Annotated in this window: 15 protein-coding genes and 1 pseudogene; 14 read left to right on the top strand and 2 right to left on the bottom strand. The window is 62.8% G+C overall.

Translation table 11 applies throughout. The features are described from left to right. The first annotated feature begins 181 nt into the window (after window positions 1–181). The 5 genes from rph to JQ558_RS10235 all read left to right on the top strand — a co-directional run bounded on the left by rph (window position 182) and on the right by JQ558_RS10235 (window position 4753). Entirely contained in the window at window positions 182–895 is a 714-nt protein-coding gene (gene rph / locus JQ558_RS10255; RefSeq protein WP_212293572.1) for a ribonuclease PH, read from the top strand. An 11-nt stretch (window positions 896–906) separates the two neighbouring features. Further along, window positions 907–1536: an RdgB/HAM1 family non-canonical purine NTP pyrophosphatase gene (gene rdgB / locus JQ558_RS10250; RefSeq protein WP_212293571.1), complete on the top strand. Its 630-nt coding sequence runs from the start codon at window positions 907–909 to the stop codon at window positions 1534–1536. Next, window positions 1529–2710 (top strand): radical SAM family heme chaperone HemW, encoded by a 1182-nt coding sequence (gene hemW / locus JQ558_RS10245; protein ID WP_249128170.1) that lies wholly within the window; start codon window positions 1529–1531, stop codon window positions 2708–2710. The genes rdgB and hemW overlap by 8 nt, the downstream gene beginning before the upstream one ends. Window positions 2711–2801: 91 nt before the next feature. Further along, window positions 2802–3914, top strand: a complete 1113-nt coding sequence (locus tag JQ558_RS10240; protein WP_212293570.1) for an aminotransferase class I/II-fold pyridoxal phosphate-dependent enzyme — start codon at window positions 2802–2804, stop codon at window positions 3912–3914. Next, a complete protein-coding gene (locus tag JQ558_RS10235) occupies window positions 3911–4753 on the top strand; it encodes a hypothetical protein (RefSeq protein ID WP_212274495.1) in 843 nt (280 codons plus the stop codon). The genes JQ558_RS10240 and JQ558_RS10235 overlap by 4 nt, the downstream gene beginning before the upstream one ends. 3 nt (window positions 4754–4756) lie before the next feature. Here the strand turns inward: JQ558_RS10235 and JQ558_RS10230 are convergent, their stop codons facing one another. Continuing rightward, window positions 4757–5971 carry a penicillin-binding protein activator gene (locus JQ558_RS10230; RefSeq protein WP_212293569.1) on the bottom strand — a complete coding sequence of 405 codons (1215 nt, stop codon included), beginning with the start codon at window positions 5969–5971 and terminating at the stop codon, window positions 4757–4759. A 366-nt stretch (window positions 5972–6337) separates the two neighbouring features. Here JQ558_RS10230 and rsmI point away from each other — a divergent pair, with 366 nt between their 5' ends. From rsmI to JQ558_RS10205, 5 genes are all read left to right on the top strand, one after another. Next, window positions 6338–7297 (top strand): 16S rRNA (cytidine(1402)-2'-O)-methyltransferase, encoded by a 960-nt coding sequence (gene rsmI / locus JQ558_RS10225; RefSeq protein ID WP_212293568.1) that lies wholly within the window; start codon window positions 6338–6340, stop codon window positions 7295–7297. Next, window positions 7284–7697, top strand: coding sequence for a YraN family protein (locus tag JQ558_RS10220; protein ID WP_212293567.1), 414 nt, complete (start codon window positions 7284–7286; stop codon window positions 7695–7697). Before rsmI ends, JQ558_RS10220 begins: the two co-directional genes overlap by 14 nt. Before the next feature lie 31 nt (window positions 7698–7728). Beyond that, window positions 7729–8676: a glutathione synthase gene (gene gshB, locus JQ558_RS10215; RefSeq protein ID WP_212293566.1), complete on the top strand. Its 948-nt coding sequence runs from the start codon at window positions 7729–7731 to the stop codon at window positions 8674–8676. 156 nt (window positions 8677–8832) lie between these two features. Further along, complete coding sequence (locus JQ558_RS10210; RefSeq protein ID WP_212293565.1) at window positions 8833–9804, top strand: MBL fold metallo-hydrolase; 972 nt, start codon at window positions 8833–8835, stop codon at window positions 9802–9804. 132 nt (window positions 9805–9936) lie between these two features. Then, window positions 9937–10248, top strand: a complete 312-nt coding sequence (locus tag JQ558_RS10205; RefSeq protein WP_192736149.1) for a hypothetical protein — start codon at window positions 9937–9939, stop codon at window positions 10246–10248. Between the two features lie 716 nt (window positions 10249–10964). Here the strand turns inward: JQ558_RS10205 and JQ558_RS10200 are convergent. Continuing rightward, window positions 10965–11264 (bottom strand): DUF3892 domain-containing protein, encoded by a 300-nt coding sequence (locus JQ558_RS10200; protein ID WP_212293564.1) that lies wholly within the window; start codon window positions 11262–11264, stop codon window positions 10965–10967. A gap of 381 nt (window positions 11265–11645) precedes the next feature. On the opposite strand from JQ558_RS10200, the pseudogene JQ558_RS10195 reads away from it, so the two are divergent. From JQ558_RS10195 to JQ558_RS10180, 4 genes and pseudogenes are all read left to right on the top strand, one after another. After that, a pseudogene (locus JQ558_RS10195) lies at window positions 11646–12290 on the top strand (magnesium chelatase domain-containing protein); the annotation flags it as partial. Window positions 12291–12331: 41 nt separating this feature from the next. Next, window positions 12332–12532, top strand: a complete 201-nt coding sequence (locus tag JQ558_RS10190; protein WP_212293563.1) for a hypothetical protein — start codon at window positions 12332–12334, stop codon at window positions 12530–12532. 9 nt (window positions 12533–12541) lie between these two features. Beyond that, entirely contained in the window at window positions 12542–14155 is a 1614-nt protein-coding gene (locus tag JQ558_RS10185) for a recombinase family protein (protein ID WP_212293562.1), read from the top strand. Then, window positions 14152–15057, top strand: coding sequence for a ParB/RepB/Spo0J family partition protein (locus JQ558_RS10180; protein ID WP_212293561.1), 906 nt, complete (start codon window positions 14152–14154; stop codon window positions 15055–15057). The genes JQ558_RS10185 and JQ558_RS10180 overlap by 4 nt, the downstream gene beginning before the upstream one ends. The last annotated feature ends 131 nt before the right edge of the window (window positions 15058–15188 follow it).

Genomic DNA, 15188 nt, shown 5'->3' with positions numbered 1-15188 from the left:
CATCTCGTGAGCAGCTCCTGCGGGCGGGGATTCCGACCACGGGAAAGTCTCTGAGCGCACAGATGGGCGAAGCCGATCGAGTATTCAGACGGTTTTGGCGTGGCAAAGGCCTTGCCGCTGCCCGCTCCCCCTCCTACAAGCACCGCGAACCGCTTTTACTTGATTTTCCGGAGGATTCCCCATGCGGCCAAGCCGCCGTGCGCCCGATGAGCTGCGTCCCGTGTCGCTGGAACGCGGCGTCGTCAAATACGCCGAAGGTTCCTGCATGGTGAAATTCGGCGATACCCATGTGCTGGTCACGGCTACGCTGGAAGAACGCCTGCCGCCCTGGCTCAAGGGTCAGGGCCGCGGCTGGGTCACGGCCGAATACGGCATGCTGCCCCGCGCCACCCTGGAACGCACCCGCCGTGAGGCCGCGGCCGGCAAACAAGGCGGCCGCACCGTCGAAATCCAGCGCCTGATCGGGCGCTCCTTGCGGGCGGCTGTCGACCTCGAAGCGCTCGGCGAGCGTCAGATCACGGTCGATTGCGACGTGATCCAGGCCGATGGCGGCACCCGCACTGCCGCGATCACCGGCGCCTGGGTGGCGCTGGCCGACTGCATCTCGTGGATGAAGAACCGCAACATGCTGAAAGCCAATGTGCTCCGCGACAATGTCGCGGCGATCTCCTGCGGCATCTATCAGGGTACGCCGGTGCTCGACCTCGATTATGCCGAGGATTCCGAGGCCGATACCGACGCCAATTTCGTCATGACGGGCGACGGCCGCATCATCGAGGTGCAGGGCACCGCGGAGAAAACGCCGTTCTCGCAGGACGAGTTCCTGGCGCTGATGGCGCTGGCGCGCAAGGGCGTCGCGCGTCTGGTGGACTTGCAAAAGATGGCCGTCGCGTAGTCTGATTGATCATGCACCGTCGAATCACAGGCCGCCTGGTGATCGCGACCCACAATCCCGGCAAGCTTGCCGAGATGCGCGAACTGCTGGCGCCGCATGGCGTCGAGGCGATCTCCGCGGGCGAACTCGGCCTCGATGAGCCCGAGGAGACCGGCGAGACCTTTCGGGACAACGCGGCGATCAAGGCGATCGCGGCCGCGAAAGCCGCGCAGCTTCCGGCCTTCGCCGATGATTCCGGCCTCGTGGTCGACGTGCTGGACGGCGCGCCCGGCATCTATTCGGCGCGCTGGGCCGGCAAACCTGCGGATTTTCTGGCGGCGATGACGCGGGTCGAACGCCTGTTGCAGGAGCGCGGCGCCAAAACGCCAGACAAACGCAAGGCGCATTTCGTGTCCGCGCTGTGCGTCGCCTGGCCCGACGGCCACCTCGAAGAGGTCGAGGCGCGGGTCGATGGAACTTTGGTGTGGCCACCGCGCGGCACCGAGGGTTTCGGTTACGATCCGTCGTTCCTGCCCGATGGGCACGGCCGCACCTTCGGCGAGATGGCCAGCATCGAGAAGCACGGCCTGCCGCCGCTGGGGCTCGGCCTGTCGCACCGCGCCCGCGCCTTCGTCAAACTGGCGGAGATCTGCCTTGGCTAGCTTCGAGCGCCCCGAGATCCTCAAGACCGGCAAAGCGGCTTTCGGCGTTTATGTGCACTGGCCATTCTGCCTGTCGAAATGCCCGTATTGCGATTTCAACAGCCATGTCCGGCACGCCCCGATCGACGAGGCGCGGTTCGTCAGCGCCTTTGCGCGCGAGATCGAAACTTCCGCCGAGCGCGCGCCGGGCCGCGAGGTCACCTCGATCTTCCTCGGTGGCGGCACGCCGTCGCTGATGCAACCGCAGACCGTGGGCGCGATCCTGGATGCGATCGGCAAACATTGGCGCGTCGCTGGTGACGTCGAAGTGACGCTGGAAGCCAACCCGACCAGCGTCGAGGCGACGCGGTTTCGCGGCTATCGCGCGGCCGGCGTCAACCGCGTGTCGCTCGGCGTGCAGGCGCTGGATGACGCATCATTGAAGGCATTGGGCCGCCTGCACAGCGCGCGCGAGGCGCTGGATGCGGTGGCGATCGCGCGGCAATCCTTCGACCGTTACTCGTTCGACCTGATCTACGCCCGCCCCGACCAGACGCCGCAGATGTGGGCCGACGAATTGAAGCTGGCGATTTCGGAAGCCGCCGAACATCTGTCGCTCTATCAGCTCACGATCGAGGAGGGCACGCCGTTTTTCGGACTGCACGCCGCAGGCAAATTGAAGACGCCGGATGAGGCCGTCGCCCGCGCGCTCTATGACGTCACGCAGGATGTTTGCGCCGCGCAGGGTCTCCCTTCCTATGAGATTTCCAACCACGCGCGGCCGGGCGCGGAGTGCAAACACAATCTCGTCTATTGGCGCGGTGAGGAATATGCCGGCATCGGTCCCGGCGCACATGGCCGCCTCGACATCGACGGCGAAAGGCACGCGATCGCGACCGAGAAACGTCCCGAAGCCTGGCTGATGCGGGTCGAGACCAACGGCCACGGCTTCATCACCGACGACGTCCTCAACTCGGAAGAACGCGCCGACGAATTTTTGCTGATGGGGTTGCGGCTTGCGGAAGGTATCGATCCCAAGCGCTACGCCGCGCTATCGGGCCGCACGCTCGATCCCGGCCGGATCGCCGTGCTGCGCGAAGAAGGCGCGATCACCGTCGACGCCGACGGAAGGCTGCGCGTGACGCAGGCAGGTTTCCCGGTGCTCGATGCGGTGGTGGCGGATCTGGCTGCGTAAGGGTCTGATAACGTAACGCGCAGGGTTTTCGAGCGTTGAGCGCCCGGCCGTGATAGATTCGACCAGAGAAATTGCCGCAACCGCCATTTGCATGACGATCGTGAACGACCGGACCATCACTCCGCCGATCCATGATCCCGAACTCGACCGCCGCATCAAAGCCGCCGGGGCGAGCAAGACGGTCTATGCGCTGGTGACATCAGAGACCGAAGCCGCGAAAAATTTCATTCTCGGCAATGCCTTCGCCGGCCCCGACGCCGCGCGGCGCCATCATCTCGAACAATTCCGCGACGCCTGGACCGGCAAGCAGTTCGCCTCGCATGAAGCCTTTATCGAACGCTGGATGGCGTGGGCGGCGCCCGTGGTCGCGATCGATGCGGCCGGGTTTCCCTGGCGTTATCCGACCGCCGGCGGCAGTGAAGCGCTGTTTCACGTCATCACCGCCTACGGCAACCGCGCCCGCGTCGAAAAATTCGATCCCGAGGTGCACGTCTTCGCCGGCGAGTATGAGGGCTACAAGGCCTATGCCGAAGCCTGCGGCATTGCCGTGATCGAACATCCGCGCAGCCATTGGCAGGCCGTCGCGCGCACGCTGCCCACAGACGCACTGTTCTGCCTGAGCCAGCCATCGGCGATCGACGGCAATGTCTGGCCGCACGCCAATGATTTTCTGGCGCTGCTCGCCGCCGCCGAAAAGCCCCGCGTGCTGCTCGACGTCACCTATGTCGGCTCGATTGCCGAACCGCCCGCCGCAAAAATTGCCGCCGACAGTCCGGCGGTGCAGGCGCTGGCCTTCAGCCTGTCAAAACCGTTCGGAGTCTATTACGACCGCATCGGCGGCATGCTGTGCCGGAACGCGATGCCGAGCCTGTTCGGCAATCAATGGTTCAAGAATCTCACCTCGCTGCAGCTCGGCATGGCGCTGCTCGAGCGTCACGACGTATTCGAGCTGCCGCGCCGCTACAGAAACGTTCAGCGCGAGGCGGCAATTCAGATCGGCCGACGTCTCGGGCTGACGCTGACCCCCTGCGACGTCAGCGTGCTGGCCCAAGCAGAAGCAAATGCCACCGATCCTGCGCTGGCGGATTTCCTGCGCCGCCCGGCCGGCGATCCCGCTGCCCGCTTGCGGCTGTGTCTGACGCCAACGATGGCCGAGATGATCGGAACCGCCGGGCCGATCGCCGCTCCTGGAGGCGCACCGTGAAAAACCTGGTCGTCCTGACGGATGCAAAGGAGATTCACCGCCACGTGCACGGTCTGTGGCGCAGCGCGCCGATCCGAGCCTCGCACGCCGAAGGCGGATTCATTCACGACATCGTCGAGCAGTTCGCCAGCCTGCCGCGGCTGTTCTGCGACTCCACCGACGACCGATTGGAGCGCGCGCATTTCTGCTCCTGGTGGGGCGTCACCATGAACCGCGCTTACGACAATCCCGCGATCGAGGACCTCTACCGCCTGCACGAGATGTTCCACGCAGCGTTCATGCCCTACTTTCCCGGCATCGGTTTCGACGCCTTCCACCGCAAGATGGAAGACAATGAACTAAAAGCCAGCGTCTGTTCGGAGATCCGGATCTATTTCGAACTGCCGCATCTGCGCGAACAGGCCTTTGCGCATCCGATCTATGCCGACCGCTATTTGTCCGATCCCGCGATGCAGACGCTGTGGGCCAGGAACAAGCCCGTTGCGATCGAAACGCTGCAGGAAGCGCGGCGCGACGTGATGTTTTCAAAACCCGAACATGAGATGGATTTGACGGAGCGCTGGATCCGCCGCTTCGCGCTGCAGAACCGTCAATGGTCAACCTGCTGGTACGATCGCTATCTGGAGATCGAAAGCCGCATGTTCGATTTCCAGATCAGGGCGTTGCGCGGCGATCGGGCGGGCGCGATCGCGGAGCACGCGGCCTGGATCGAGGCGCAGGCCGGTCAGGACGCCGAAGATCACATCCCCTACCGCCAGGAAGCCGCGCTGTTCGCCAATATCTATTGGAGCAACCGCCGCCGCTACGAGGCGGAATTCGCGAACGCGAAACCGAGCTAGTAATTACGCGCCAAAACTCTTCGGCGAGCCCGCAACCGGCGTGCTGCCGCCCTGGCCCACCTTCATGACCGCAAGCCCGCGCTCGTTGGTGCCGTCGGAGCGGAAGCGGAACAGCCCGTCGATGCCGGCAAAGCCCGACGGGTTGGTGAGCGTTTCCGCGGCAAAGCGCTGCGCGCCCTGCGTACGCGACAATGCGGCGACCAGCGCGACCGCGTCATAGGCCAGCGTCGCGGTGCGCACCGGCTCGCCGCCATATTTGGTGCGGTAGCGGCCGGCGAAACTTCGAAAACCCGACGGATCCGGCGCCGCGTAGAGACCGCCCTGCAGCGCCGGGCTACCGAACACCCGCGGATTGTCCCACAGGCCGGTGCCGAGCAACTGGATGTTGCGCAAATTCACGCCTGCCGCGGTGAGCGCGTCGGCCGCCGCCACCACCGAATCGCCGTCATCGGCCATGAACAGCGCGTCGGCCTGGCCGAGCGACTGCGAGACGGTGCGCACGGCGGCCGAGCGGTCCGCGCCATATTTTTCGAACGCGACGATGCGGCCCTTGCGCGCCGCCGCCTGCTTGAAGGCGGCCTCCACCACATTGCCATAGGCGTTGTCAGGCAACAGCGCCGCAAAGGATTTCTTGCCGATGCCGGCCGAGTAATCGACGATGCGGTTGACGTCGGACTCCGGCAGGAAGCTGAGCAGATAGACGCCGCGTCCGGCCACGCTCGAATCGGTCGAGAACGCAATCACGGACACGCCCTTCGCGCGCGTCTGCTGCGCGACCGCGGGAACCGACTGCGCAAACAGCGGGCCGAGGATGATCTCCGCGCCTTCACCGAGCGCCTGCTGGGTTGCCTGGCTGGCGCCTTGCGGGCTGCCGCCGTCGTCCTTGATCAGAAGCTGGATGTTGGGATTCTGGAACTCGGCCAGCGCCATCTCGGCGGCATTCTTCATCGACTGCGCGGCGACGCCGGCATTGCCGGCGGCCGAGAGCGGCAGGATCACGCCGACCTTGACCTGCCCGGTGCCGACCGCGAGCGGCTGCTGCTGCGGGCCGGCGGGCCCGGCCTCGGGTTGCGGCGAGGAGAACGGGTTGGAAAACTGGCCAAAACTCTGCTGCACGCTGGAGCAGGCGCCCAGCAGCGGCGCGCCGAGAATAAGGCCGACCGCCGTCCGCCGGGTTGCCCCTGACGGCTGAGGTTTGCGATTGAGCGGGCCCACCATCTTATCTCTTCTCTTGACCGACCTTGATCGGCCAGGACTTGAACCGCAAGGACTTGAACCTCAAAGGACCTGAACCTTAAGGCTCCAACCTCCGGAATAAAGGCGGGCGGATTCAGGCATATTGTCGGCGAATAGTTAACCAAAACAAAAGGATTATGGTCCCGCGGCCCCGCCGCCGGTTGCGGATACCTGCCCCTTCCCGTGATGCGTAGCACCAACGTTGCCACCGCGCTGTGGCGCTGGCGCTACTCCCACTGTGTTCCGGTTCTGATCTTATCAGAACCGGAACACCCGGTCTTTGTATCGACGCGTTTTCTTGACGCGAACCGGTATCCACTTCGCTTGAAAACGCTCTAGATTGGCATTATGCGCGCAAAAACCAGCTCCAACTACGGGCCTGAAGCCGAACCAGGTTCTAGGGACCGCACTTTTTCGATCGGCGGCCATGTCCTGACCGCCCCAAAGCCGGTTCCCGGGCTCTATCTGGTGGCCACCCCGATCGGCCACCTCGGCGACATCACGTTGCGTGCACTTGAAACCCTGGCCGGCGTCGACATCATCGCCTGCGAGGACACCCGCATCACCCGCCGCCTGACCGAGCGCTACGCGATCTCAGGCTTGCTCAAGCAGTATCACGAGCACAATGCCGCGCTGGCGCGCCCAAAAATCCTGGAAAAGCTGGCGCAGGGCGCCTCGATCGCGCTGGTCTCGGACGCCGGCACGCCCCTGATCTCCGATCCCGGCTTCAAGCTGGTCCGCGAGGTCTGCGCCGCCGGCCATGCCGTGATCGCGGTACCGGGCGCCTCCTCGGTGCTGACGGCACTATCGGTCGCAGCATTGCCCACCGACCGGTTTTTCTTCGAGGGATTTTTGCCCGCCAAGCAGCAGGCGCGCCGCACGCGCTTGTCAGAACTTGCCCGGATCGATGCCACGCTTGTGATGTTCGAATCCGGCAACCGCATCGCCGATACGCTGGGCGATCTCGCCGGGATCATGGCCGAGCGCGATGCCGCGATCTGCCGCGAACTGACAAAGCTGCATGAAGAAATTTCGCGCGCCCCCATCGCAGAGTTGGCAAAGGCCGCCGACACGCTGGAGACCCGCGGCGAATTCGTGCTGGTGATCGGCCCGCCCCGGGCGGATGCGCTTGTCATGACCGAGTCCGACCTCGACGACATCCTGCGGTCGTCGCTTGCCCAGGGCAGCGTCAAGGATGCGGTCGCGCATGCCGTTGAACTATCCGGCCACCCGCGCCGTGAGGTCTATGCCCGCGCGCTCGAGCTTGCCAAAGAAATTCGAGATGGAGACGGCGATGGCGAAGACTGACGGCGCCACGCCGCCCGACCCGTCCACAAAACTCGCAGCGCCCGAGCGGGTCGCCGCGTTCCAGACCGGGCTTTCGGCCGAGACCCGCGCCGCCGCGTTCCTGATGGCCAAGGGCTACCGCATTCTCGCCAAGCGCTTCAAAACCCCCTATGGCGAGATCGATATCGTCGCCAAAAAGCGCAATTTGATCGCCTTCATCGAGGTCAAGGCCCGCGCCCGGCTCGATGACGCCGCCTATGCGGTGACGCCGCGCCAGCAGGCCCGCATCATCGATGCCGCGCAGGCCTGGCTGATGGCGCATCCCGAACATGCCGAATTCGAGCTGCGATTCGACGCCATCCTGATTGCGCCGCGGCGCTTGCCACGCCATCTGTTAGCGGCATTCGACGCCAGCGTGTAAATAGACCCCTCCAGAGACCCGGACCTGCCCCATGAAATTGAATGTCGCCGTCCAGATGGACCCCATCGCGCGTATCAACATCCGCGGCGATTCGACCTTTGCTCTATTGCTGGAAGCGCAGAAGCGCGGGCACGCGATTTCCTATTACACGCCGGACCAGCTCTCGCTGCGCGGCGAGGAACTGGTGGCGCCGGTGCAGGTGCTTACCGTGCGCGACGAGCCCGGCAATCATTTTGCCCTCGGCGAACCGCACCGCACGGCGCTCAACGCTTTCGACGTCATACTTCTCCGGCAGGATCCGCCGTTCGACCTCGCCTACATCACCTCGACGCATCTGCTGGAGCGCATCCACCCGAAGACGCTGGTCGTCAACGATCCCGCCAGCGTGCGCAACGCGCCTGAAAAACTGTTCGTGCTGAACTTTCCGCAACTGATGCCGCCGACGCTGATCTCGCGCGACATCAATGAGATCAATTCGTTCCGCGACGAGCATGGCGCCGTCGTCATGAAGCCGTTGCACGGCCATGGCGGCGCGGCGGTGTTTCGCGTGATGCCGCAGGACATGAATTTCGGTTCGCTGTTCGACATGTTCTCGGTCACCTTCCGGGAGCCCTGGGTGATCCAGCGTTTTCTCCCCGAGGTCAAACACGGCGACAAGCGCATCATCCTGGTCGACGGCGAATTCGCCGGCGCCGTCAACCGCGTGCCGGCCGCCGACGATCTGCGCTCCAACATGGTGCGCGGCGGCGCCGCCCAGGCCACCGACCTTTCGCCGCGCGAGCGCGAGATCTGCGACACGTTAGGTCCGCATCTCCGCGAACGCGGCCTGCTGCTGGTCGGCATCGACGTGATCGACGGCAACCTCACCGAGATCAACGTCACCTCGCCCACCGGCATCCGCGCCATCGCCCGGCTCGACGGGCCTGACGTCGCTGCAAAGGTTTGGGACACCATTGAGGCAAAGCGGGCCGCGAAATAATTTTCTTCGCGGCTGTACGCCGGCACATCTCACCTGCACGCCTGGCAGGCGTCTAATCCTACTTGCCAATTTCGAGGCGCGGGAGCAGCCTGTCGCCGCGGATGAATCTGTCCGGGCGACAAATCCAAATTCTATAAAAACAATGGAGGAAGACCCATGACGATGGACGTATCGCGACGGTCCCTGCTTGCCCTCGGCGCAGGGCTTGGTGCCTCAACCATGCTCGGCGGCAGCGCGCTGGCGAAAGCGCCGAAGCTCGGCACGCAGACGCCCTACTGGCATCGCTTCGTTCTCGGTGACGCCGAGGTAACCGTGGTCTCCGACGGCCCGCTGCCGCTCGGCCCGCCCAAGGGCACCTTCGTCGGCGTCTCTGACGACGAAGTGAAGAAGATGCTGACCGACAACTTCCTCGACCCCGAAAATGTCGTGCTCGAGCAGAACTCGCCGATCGTGAACACCGGCGACAAGCTGATCCTGTTCGACACCGGCATGGGCACTTCGAAAGCGTTCGGGCCGACCACCGGCCGCCAGCAGAAGAGCATGGCGGAAGCCGGCATCAAGCCCGGCGATATCGACGCCGTGGTGTGCTCGCACGCTCATATCGACCACATCGGCGGCCTGGTCGGCGCCGACGACAAGCCGCTGTTCCCCAACGCGCAGGTCTACATCACCCAGAGCGATTTCGATTTCTGGACCGATGAAGGCAAGCTCGGCAGTCCGCTGAAGGATTTCGTGATTCACGCCCGCAAAAATCTGATGCCGGTGCGCGACCGCATCGTCTTCATCAAGGACAACCAGGAATTCCTGCCCGGCGTGACCGCGATCGCGGCGCCCGGCCACACCGTGGGCCACACCATCTTCATGGTGACGTCGAAAGGCAAATCCTTTGCCTTCCTCGGCGACCTCACCCACCACCCGATACTGCTGCTGGAGAAGCCGCGGATGCAATTCTCCTACGACTCGGATCCGAAGCAGGCGGCGGACACGCGGGTGAAGCTGCTCGACATGATCGCGGCCAACAAGACCCCGGTCATGTCCTATCACTTCGCCTGGCCCGGCTTTGGTCATATCGGCAAGACCAGCGAAGGCTTCCATTACTATCCGTCGGCGATGGTGATGAATCTTTGAGCTGCAATTATTCGGGGCCGGCCGTGCTGGCCCCGAATACCGCCGGGCTGAACCCGGCACTAGGGATCGACCCCAGACTGGCGTAAGCAAGGTTCAGCGAATTCTGACCCTGACGCTATCTAGGAGAGCCCCGTGACCGACCAACCGAACCCCAAACCGGGCGACCTCGTCTATGAAGACACCGGCGCCGCCGCCCCGCTGGTTTATTTCGACATCGTCGGCGCCTACGGCACCATGAACGGCTCGGTCGAGATCGAACTCGCCACCCGAATTCTCATTCCCAAGACTGACGGTTCGACCGAGGTAAAATTCATCTCCTCAGGCCGCCTGCGCTGCAGCCAGAACGCCGCCGTCAATCTGCGCAATGGCCTCGATGCCGCACTGAAGATGCTGGAGCAGCCGGCGGCGAATGTGGCGGTGGTTGCAGCGAGCAAGCTGAATTGAGTGCGTGTACCCCTCAATATGGCGTATCTTACAGGGCAACTATCCTCTCGGGAGAGTCGCCTGATCTAGCGCAATCAACCATCGCAGAAATGCAGTGCCGTTACTGATGGCTAACACTGCCAAGTCGAGCGGTGGCTGGACCGGCTCTTCACTGCCTGCCTCATGCCGGTAGTTGTGCGACGCATCTACCCAATCCTTGAGCGCTGCCACCTGCTTATTCGCAGCACGTTGCGCTACTGCATCTCCTTGGTAGAGCTTTTGGACTAAGTTCGTCAGATGGGCTTCAACAGCCGCCGTATTGAGCTGAGATGCTGAGGGAAACATGAGTCGGAAGAGTCCTTCCACCGCCGTGAACACAGCACGCCCAGTTCCCGTTCCAAAAGGCGACCGAGATCCCGCGCTTCGGTGGTGCTCAACAAGCTCTGCATCAGCGTGCCGAGCCGGTGACGAGCACGGGCACTGTCGGGTAGCGCCGCAGACTGTTCTATGTAGATCTGACTATATCGCGACACTTCTTCCTCGCGTTCTTGGTTTCAGTAGTCGGTCTTAGCAGCTGAGGACAGCTGGTCCCGCTGCCCATCCATTTTTGTGACCTTTCTGCAGCAGGGTCACTGTTCGAAAGACCGGGCGAGGCTGTGCCGGTCTTGCCGGAGAATGGCAAGACCGACGAGCTAGGGATCACCTCGCAACTGCGACTTCCTTAATCACGGTCAGACCTAGCGACACTCGGGTAGCGACAGCAGATTGTTAGGCTGCTCTCCGTCCGACTGCGTCTTGAGATATTTATTGCCAAAACGGCTGACAGCGACGACCACCCACGCGGCATCGGTATCAGGGGGTTTTACCCAAAAATCCCACTGACGCGTCTCGATCAGGACAATCGCGTCTTCCTGCGTGATCCTCCACCCGCCTCCCGCGTTCCCACCTACGTGAGTAATCCGCTCGTGAGGGTTGTAACGGTCGCTCTTGTTGATGCAGCCGATTTGGGCGATCTGGGTCTTGGTAACGACGGTCATATTATTCACCTGTGCTTGTGAGACAGGCTTGACCACCGGCTGTATCTCCGATTCTATCGGAGTTGCGTAACGACCAATGTCCCGCTTCGCCCATCTCACGGGTTAAGTAGCGGACCTGAACTGCAGAAGCCGTTGGACCTGGCAGGGTTTGGCGGCTTCGTTCGTTTAGGTTCCCTGAAGCCTGAGGGCTGTTTCCGATTCCGTCAAGGAATAGTCAGGTCGATTCACCTAAAACGCTATATATGGGGGAAAAGTGGGATAAGTCCGGATTGCGGCTCGCCGTACTATTCAGCCATTGGGCGGTAGCCAACGAATCGTTCCCGTAATGTTCTTGCACATCCCACTTGGTTCCGCTACCCTCGGTAGAGGCATGGGGTCGGCATGGTTCAGCGGGTTTCCACCGTCGCTTTTGAGGGGATCGAGGCCCGCGCGGTCGACGTGCAGGTGCAGGTCGCGCCCGGGCTGCCGGCGTTTGCGATCGTCGGCCTGCCCGACAAGGCGGTTTCCGAGGCGCGCGAGCGGGTACGTTCGGCGCTGATCGCCTCGGGGCTGGCGCTGCCGGCGCGGCGGATCACGGTCAATCTCGCCCCCGCGGACGTGCCGAAGGAAGGAAGCCATTACGACCTGCCGATCGCGCTCGGCCTGATGGCCGCCATAGGCGCGATCCCGCCGGACGCGCTCTCAGGTTTTACCGTGCTCGGCGAACTCGGGCTCGACGGATCAATCGCGCCGGTCGCGGGCGTGCTGCCGGCGGCGATCGGCGCCAATTCGCGCGACGAAGGGCTGATCTGCCCCGCCGCTTGCGGAACGGAAGCCGCCTGGGCGAGCCCGGATATCCAGATCATCGCGGCAAAATCGCTGATCCAGATCGCCAACCATTTTAAAGGCACGCAGCTGTTGTCGCGCCCGCAGCCGAAAGTGCACGAGCGGGAGGAGACGCTGCTCGACCTGCGCGACATCAAGGGCCAGGAAAGCGCCAAACGCGCGCTGGAGATCGCGGCGGCCGGCGGACATCATCTCTTCATGTGATTGTCTCGATGCCCATAGTGGGCTATTCGGAGACCAACATGAAGCGCATCACCACCGCCATCGCCTGCACCATTGCCACCGCTGCCCTAAGGCACAGCTGGGCCATCCAGAACGCCGCCGCACGCGACCAAGCCCGAGGGGAGCACATGGAAGCTAGGGTGCACCGCCTAGCCACTCGCTGGGGCTGTGTCGATGACATGATTGCCACGGTCACCAGCGAAGCCCTTTACAGCCGCTGAGAGCACCCCATGGATACGCAGCGGCCCGCGAGGGCATACAGCTACATCAGGTTCTCCACACCGGAACAGGCCAAGGGACACTCACTCCAGAGGCAGACTGATGCTGCGCAGGCGTGGGCCGCTGACAACAAAGTCATCTTGGATGATGAGCTGACATTTCAGGACAGGGGCGTCTCTGGGTTCACAGGGGCCAACCGGGAGACAGGCGAACTCGGGGTGTTCGTTGAGCGCGTCAAAGACGGCACCATCCCGAGCGGTTCTTGGCTGCTAGTCGAAAACCTTGACCGCATCAGCAGGCAGGTGGCGCGCAAGGCCGTTCGCGCTATCGAGGAGATTGTAGAGGCGGGGATCATCGTAGTCGATTTGTCGGACGGTGGACGCCAGTACAGCGCAGATGAACTCGACAGAGACCCCTTCCTCTTCATCATGATGGTTATGCGGTTCATCCGCGCCAATGAGGAGAGCGCGACCAAAGGAGGACGCGTAGCCAAGGCGCATGCGGCTAGGCGGCAGAAGTTCGCGGGTCAGGAGAAGCTCACCAAGCCGTACACCATGAAGCTCCCGGGGTGGATCAAATGGGACGCGAGCACCTGCAGTTACGCCTTGATCGAGGAGCGGGCAGCGCTGTTGCGATGGATGTTTGAAATGGCGGATGACGGCTTAGGCGTCCACAGCATCGCGGCACAGCTCAATGAAACCAAAGCGGACACTTGGGGAGCTGGGGCATGGAAGGCGAAGTATTGGCACCGCTCCTACATCCGCAAGCTCCTCAGCAACAAGGCGGCCATCGGCATCTTCGTTCCGCACCGCATGGTCAAGGTCGAAGGCAAGCGGGCAAAGCAGCGTATCCCTGAGGAAGCCATTGCGCACCGCTTCCCGGCGGCCATCGAGCGGGAGCTATTCGAGCGCGTCAATGCTCGGCTAAGCACCACTGAGGCACGGGGCAAGAACGCTGCGGCCCCTGTACGCTCTATCTTCGCAGGTGTGATGAAATGCCAGCACTGCGGGGGGACCGTCACGCGGGTGAACAAGGGAGACCACGTTTATCTCGTTTGCTCTGCGGCGCATGGCAAGTCAGGGACTTGTCGCTATGAGAGCGTGCCATATCGGCAGGCGGTGGACGCCTTCATGCGCGGGCTCAAGTTAACGATGAAGAGCGCGCCGCGTGGGAATGACACCGCAGAGCTTGACGGCAGGATTGAGCAGCTGCGGGTGGAGGTCGATGCTGGTGAGGACATGGTCAATGATCTTTTCGAAGTCCGGATCACTGATAAGACCCCACGGGCGAGGAAAGCACTACAGGACGCTGAAGATGAACTGAAGGCCGTAAGGGAGACCCTGAGGAAAACCGTAGAGCGCCGCGACACGCTCACGAGCATCAACGTCAAGATGCGATTGGCGGCGGTGGAGAAGGCACTCACTGCAGACCCGATGGATACCGAGGTCGCCAACAAGGCGTTGCGGGGAGCTGTGCGGAAGATGACCATGAGGCCGCAGGAAGGACGTTTGGACATCCTCTGGCACCACGCGGAAGATCCTCAGGAGACGCTGTTCTACACGAACCGCTTCGACCGGGACGCAAACCAGATTGAGAACCAAGAGAAGAGCATCGAAACGGAATGAAGAAGAGACCCAGCCAGATCAACGCACAGGTGGTAGCGGACGCTCTCAGGGAGGCCGAAAGGGAACTGGAGCAACCGTCGAGCACTGAGCGGCCGCTTTATGTGAACGTGAACCCCGCCAACATCGCTACGCGCCTTGAGCTATTTCAACCCCGCAGGTTCTCCGCAGGCCTGCGAGAAGTCGACCCGAAGCACGTGAAGGACCTTGCGACCCGGATCACACGCAAAGGAGACCTTGACCCTATTCTGATCATCAAGCTGGCGGGAAGCTGGGTGGTGATCGATGGCCATCATCGCCTTGCGGCCTATTTGAACCTCAAACGTAAGACGGACATCAAATGTGAATGGTTCACGGGGACGGTCCGGGAGGCAACAGACGAGAGCCTGAGACGGAACGAGCTGATCAAGCTCGCGATCAGCCATGCCGACAAGCAAGAAGAGGCATGGAGACGCACATTGAACAATTGGGGGAGCAAGAGCGATGTGGTCAAGCTGACAGGCGTCAGCGAGGGTATCGTGTCGATGATGCGCAGGGTCGTGAAGCAACATCGGACGCAGGAGACACCTGTGGGCCAACAGCTACGGCAGCAGCTTGGCCCCCACCTCTCCAACTACAACTGGAGCAGGGTTCGCGCGGAGTGGGTAGGTTTGACACCGGCCGAATGGTCCCTTGAGGAGGCAGCGGCAAAACTTGCGCGCAACCTCAGCAATCGGATGACCAACATGCTCTCAGCGAACCCTCAGGTAACCGCAAAGGCCCTGTGGCTTTATGATGCTCACATGTGCGTCGAACTCGCCAGCGCTCTCGCCCGTCAAGTGAAGGAAGGAAGCACAGAGGAGGCCAACGAAGCTCAGGATGCGGCCATGCGGGCCTTGGGGATCATGAGCGACGTCGAAGAGTAGCCCAAAGGGGTGCAAGAAGGACCTACCCTATGCACCCTGCATAAGCCACCGCTAGGGTTCCCAGTGTGGCCGTTAAGTTACAGAGCGGGAGGGGCGTGAGGCTGTTATAGGGCGACACGAACACGGCGGGC

It is taken from the genome of Bradyrhizobium sp. AUGA SZCCT0160, from assembly GCF_018130105.1.
Lineage (GTDB): Bacteria > Pseudomonadota > Alphaproteobacteria > Rhizobiales > Xanthobacteraceae > Bradyrhizobium.
The sequence above is the reverse complement of the archived record's forward strand: the minus strand, read 5'-3'. Positions and strand labels throughout refer to the sequence as shown.

Excerpts from the sequence above, each read along its gene's own strand:
- rsmI (WP_212293568.1), top strand. The coding sequence starts at position 6,338 with ATGCGCGCAAAAACCAGCTCCAACTACGGGCCTGAAGCCGAACCAGGT.
- JQ558_RS10210 (WP_212293565.1), top strand. The coding sequence starts at position 8,833 with ATGACGATGGACGTATCGCGACGGTCCCTGCTTGCCCTCGGCGCAGGG.
- JQ558_RS10185 (WP_212293562.1), top strand. The coding sequence starts at position 12,542 with ATGGATACGCAGCGGCCCGCGAGGGCATACAGCTACATCAGGTTCTCC.
- JQ558_RS10200 (WP_212293564.1), bottom strand. The coding sequence starts at position 11,264 with ATGACCGTCGTTACCAAGACCCAGATCGCCCAAATCGGCTGCATCAAC.
- gshB (WP_212293566.1), top strand. The coding sequence starts at position 7,729 with ATGAAATTGAATGTCGCCGTCCAGATGGACCCCATCGCGCGTATCAAC.
- JQ558_RS10230 (WP_212293569.1), bottom strand. The coding sequence starts at position 5,971 with ATGGTGGGCCCGCTCAATCGCAAACCTCAGCCGTCAGGGGCAACCCGG.
- rph (WP_212293572.1), top strand. The coding sequence starts at position 182 with ATGCGGCCAAGCCGCCGTGCGCCCGATGAGCTGCGTCCCGTGTCGCTG.
- rdgB (WP_212293571.1), top strand. The coding sequence starts at position 907 with ATGCACCGTCGAATCACAGGCCGCCTGGTGATCGCGACCCACAATCCC.
- JQ558_RS10220 (WP_212293567.1), top strand. The coding sequence starts at position 7,284 with ATGGCGAAGACTGACGGCGCCACGCCGCCCGACCCGTCCACAAAACTC.
- JQ558_RS10190 (WP_212293563.1), top strand. The coding sequence starts at position 12,332 with ATGAAGCGCATCACCACCGCCATCGCCTGCACCATTGCCACCGCTGCC.
- JQ558_RS10240 (WP_212293570.1), top strand. The coding sequence starts at position 2,802 with ATGACGATCGTGAACGACCGGACCATCACTCCGCCGATCCATGATCCC.
- JQ558_RS10180 (WP_212293561.1), top strand. The coding sequence starts at position 14,152 with ATGAAGAAGAGACCCAGCCAGATCAACGCACAGGTGGTAGCGGACGCT.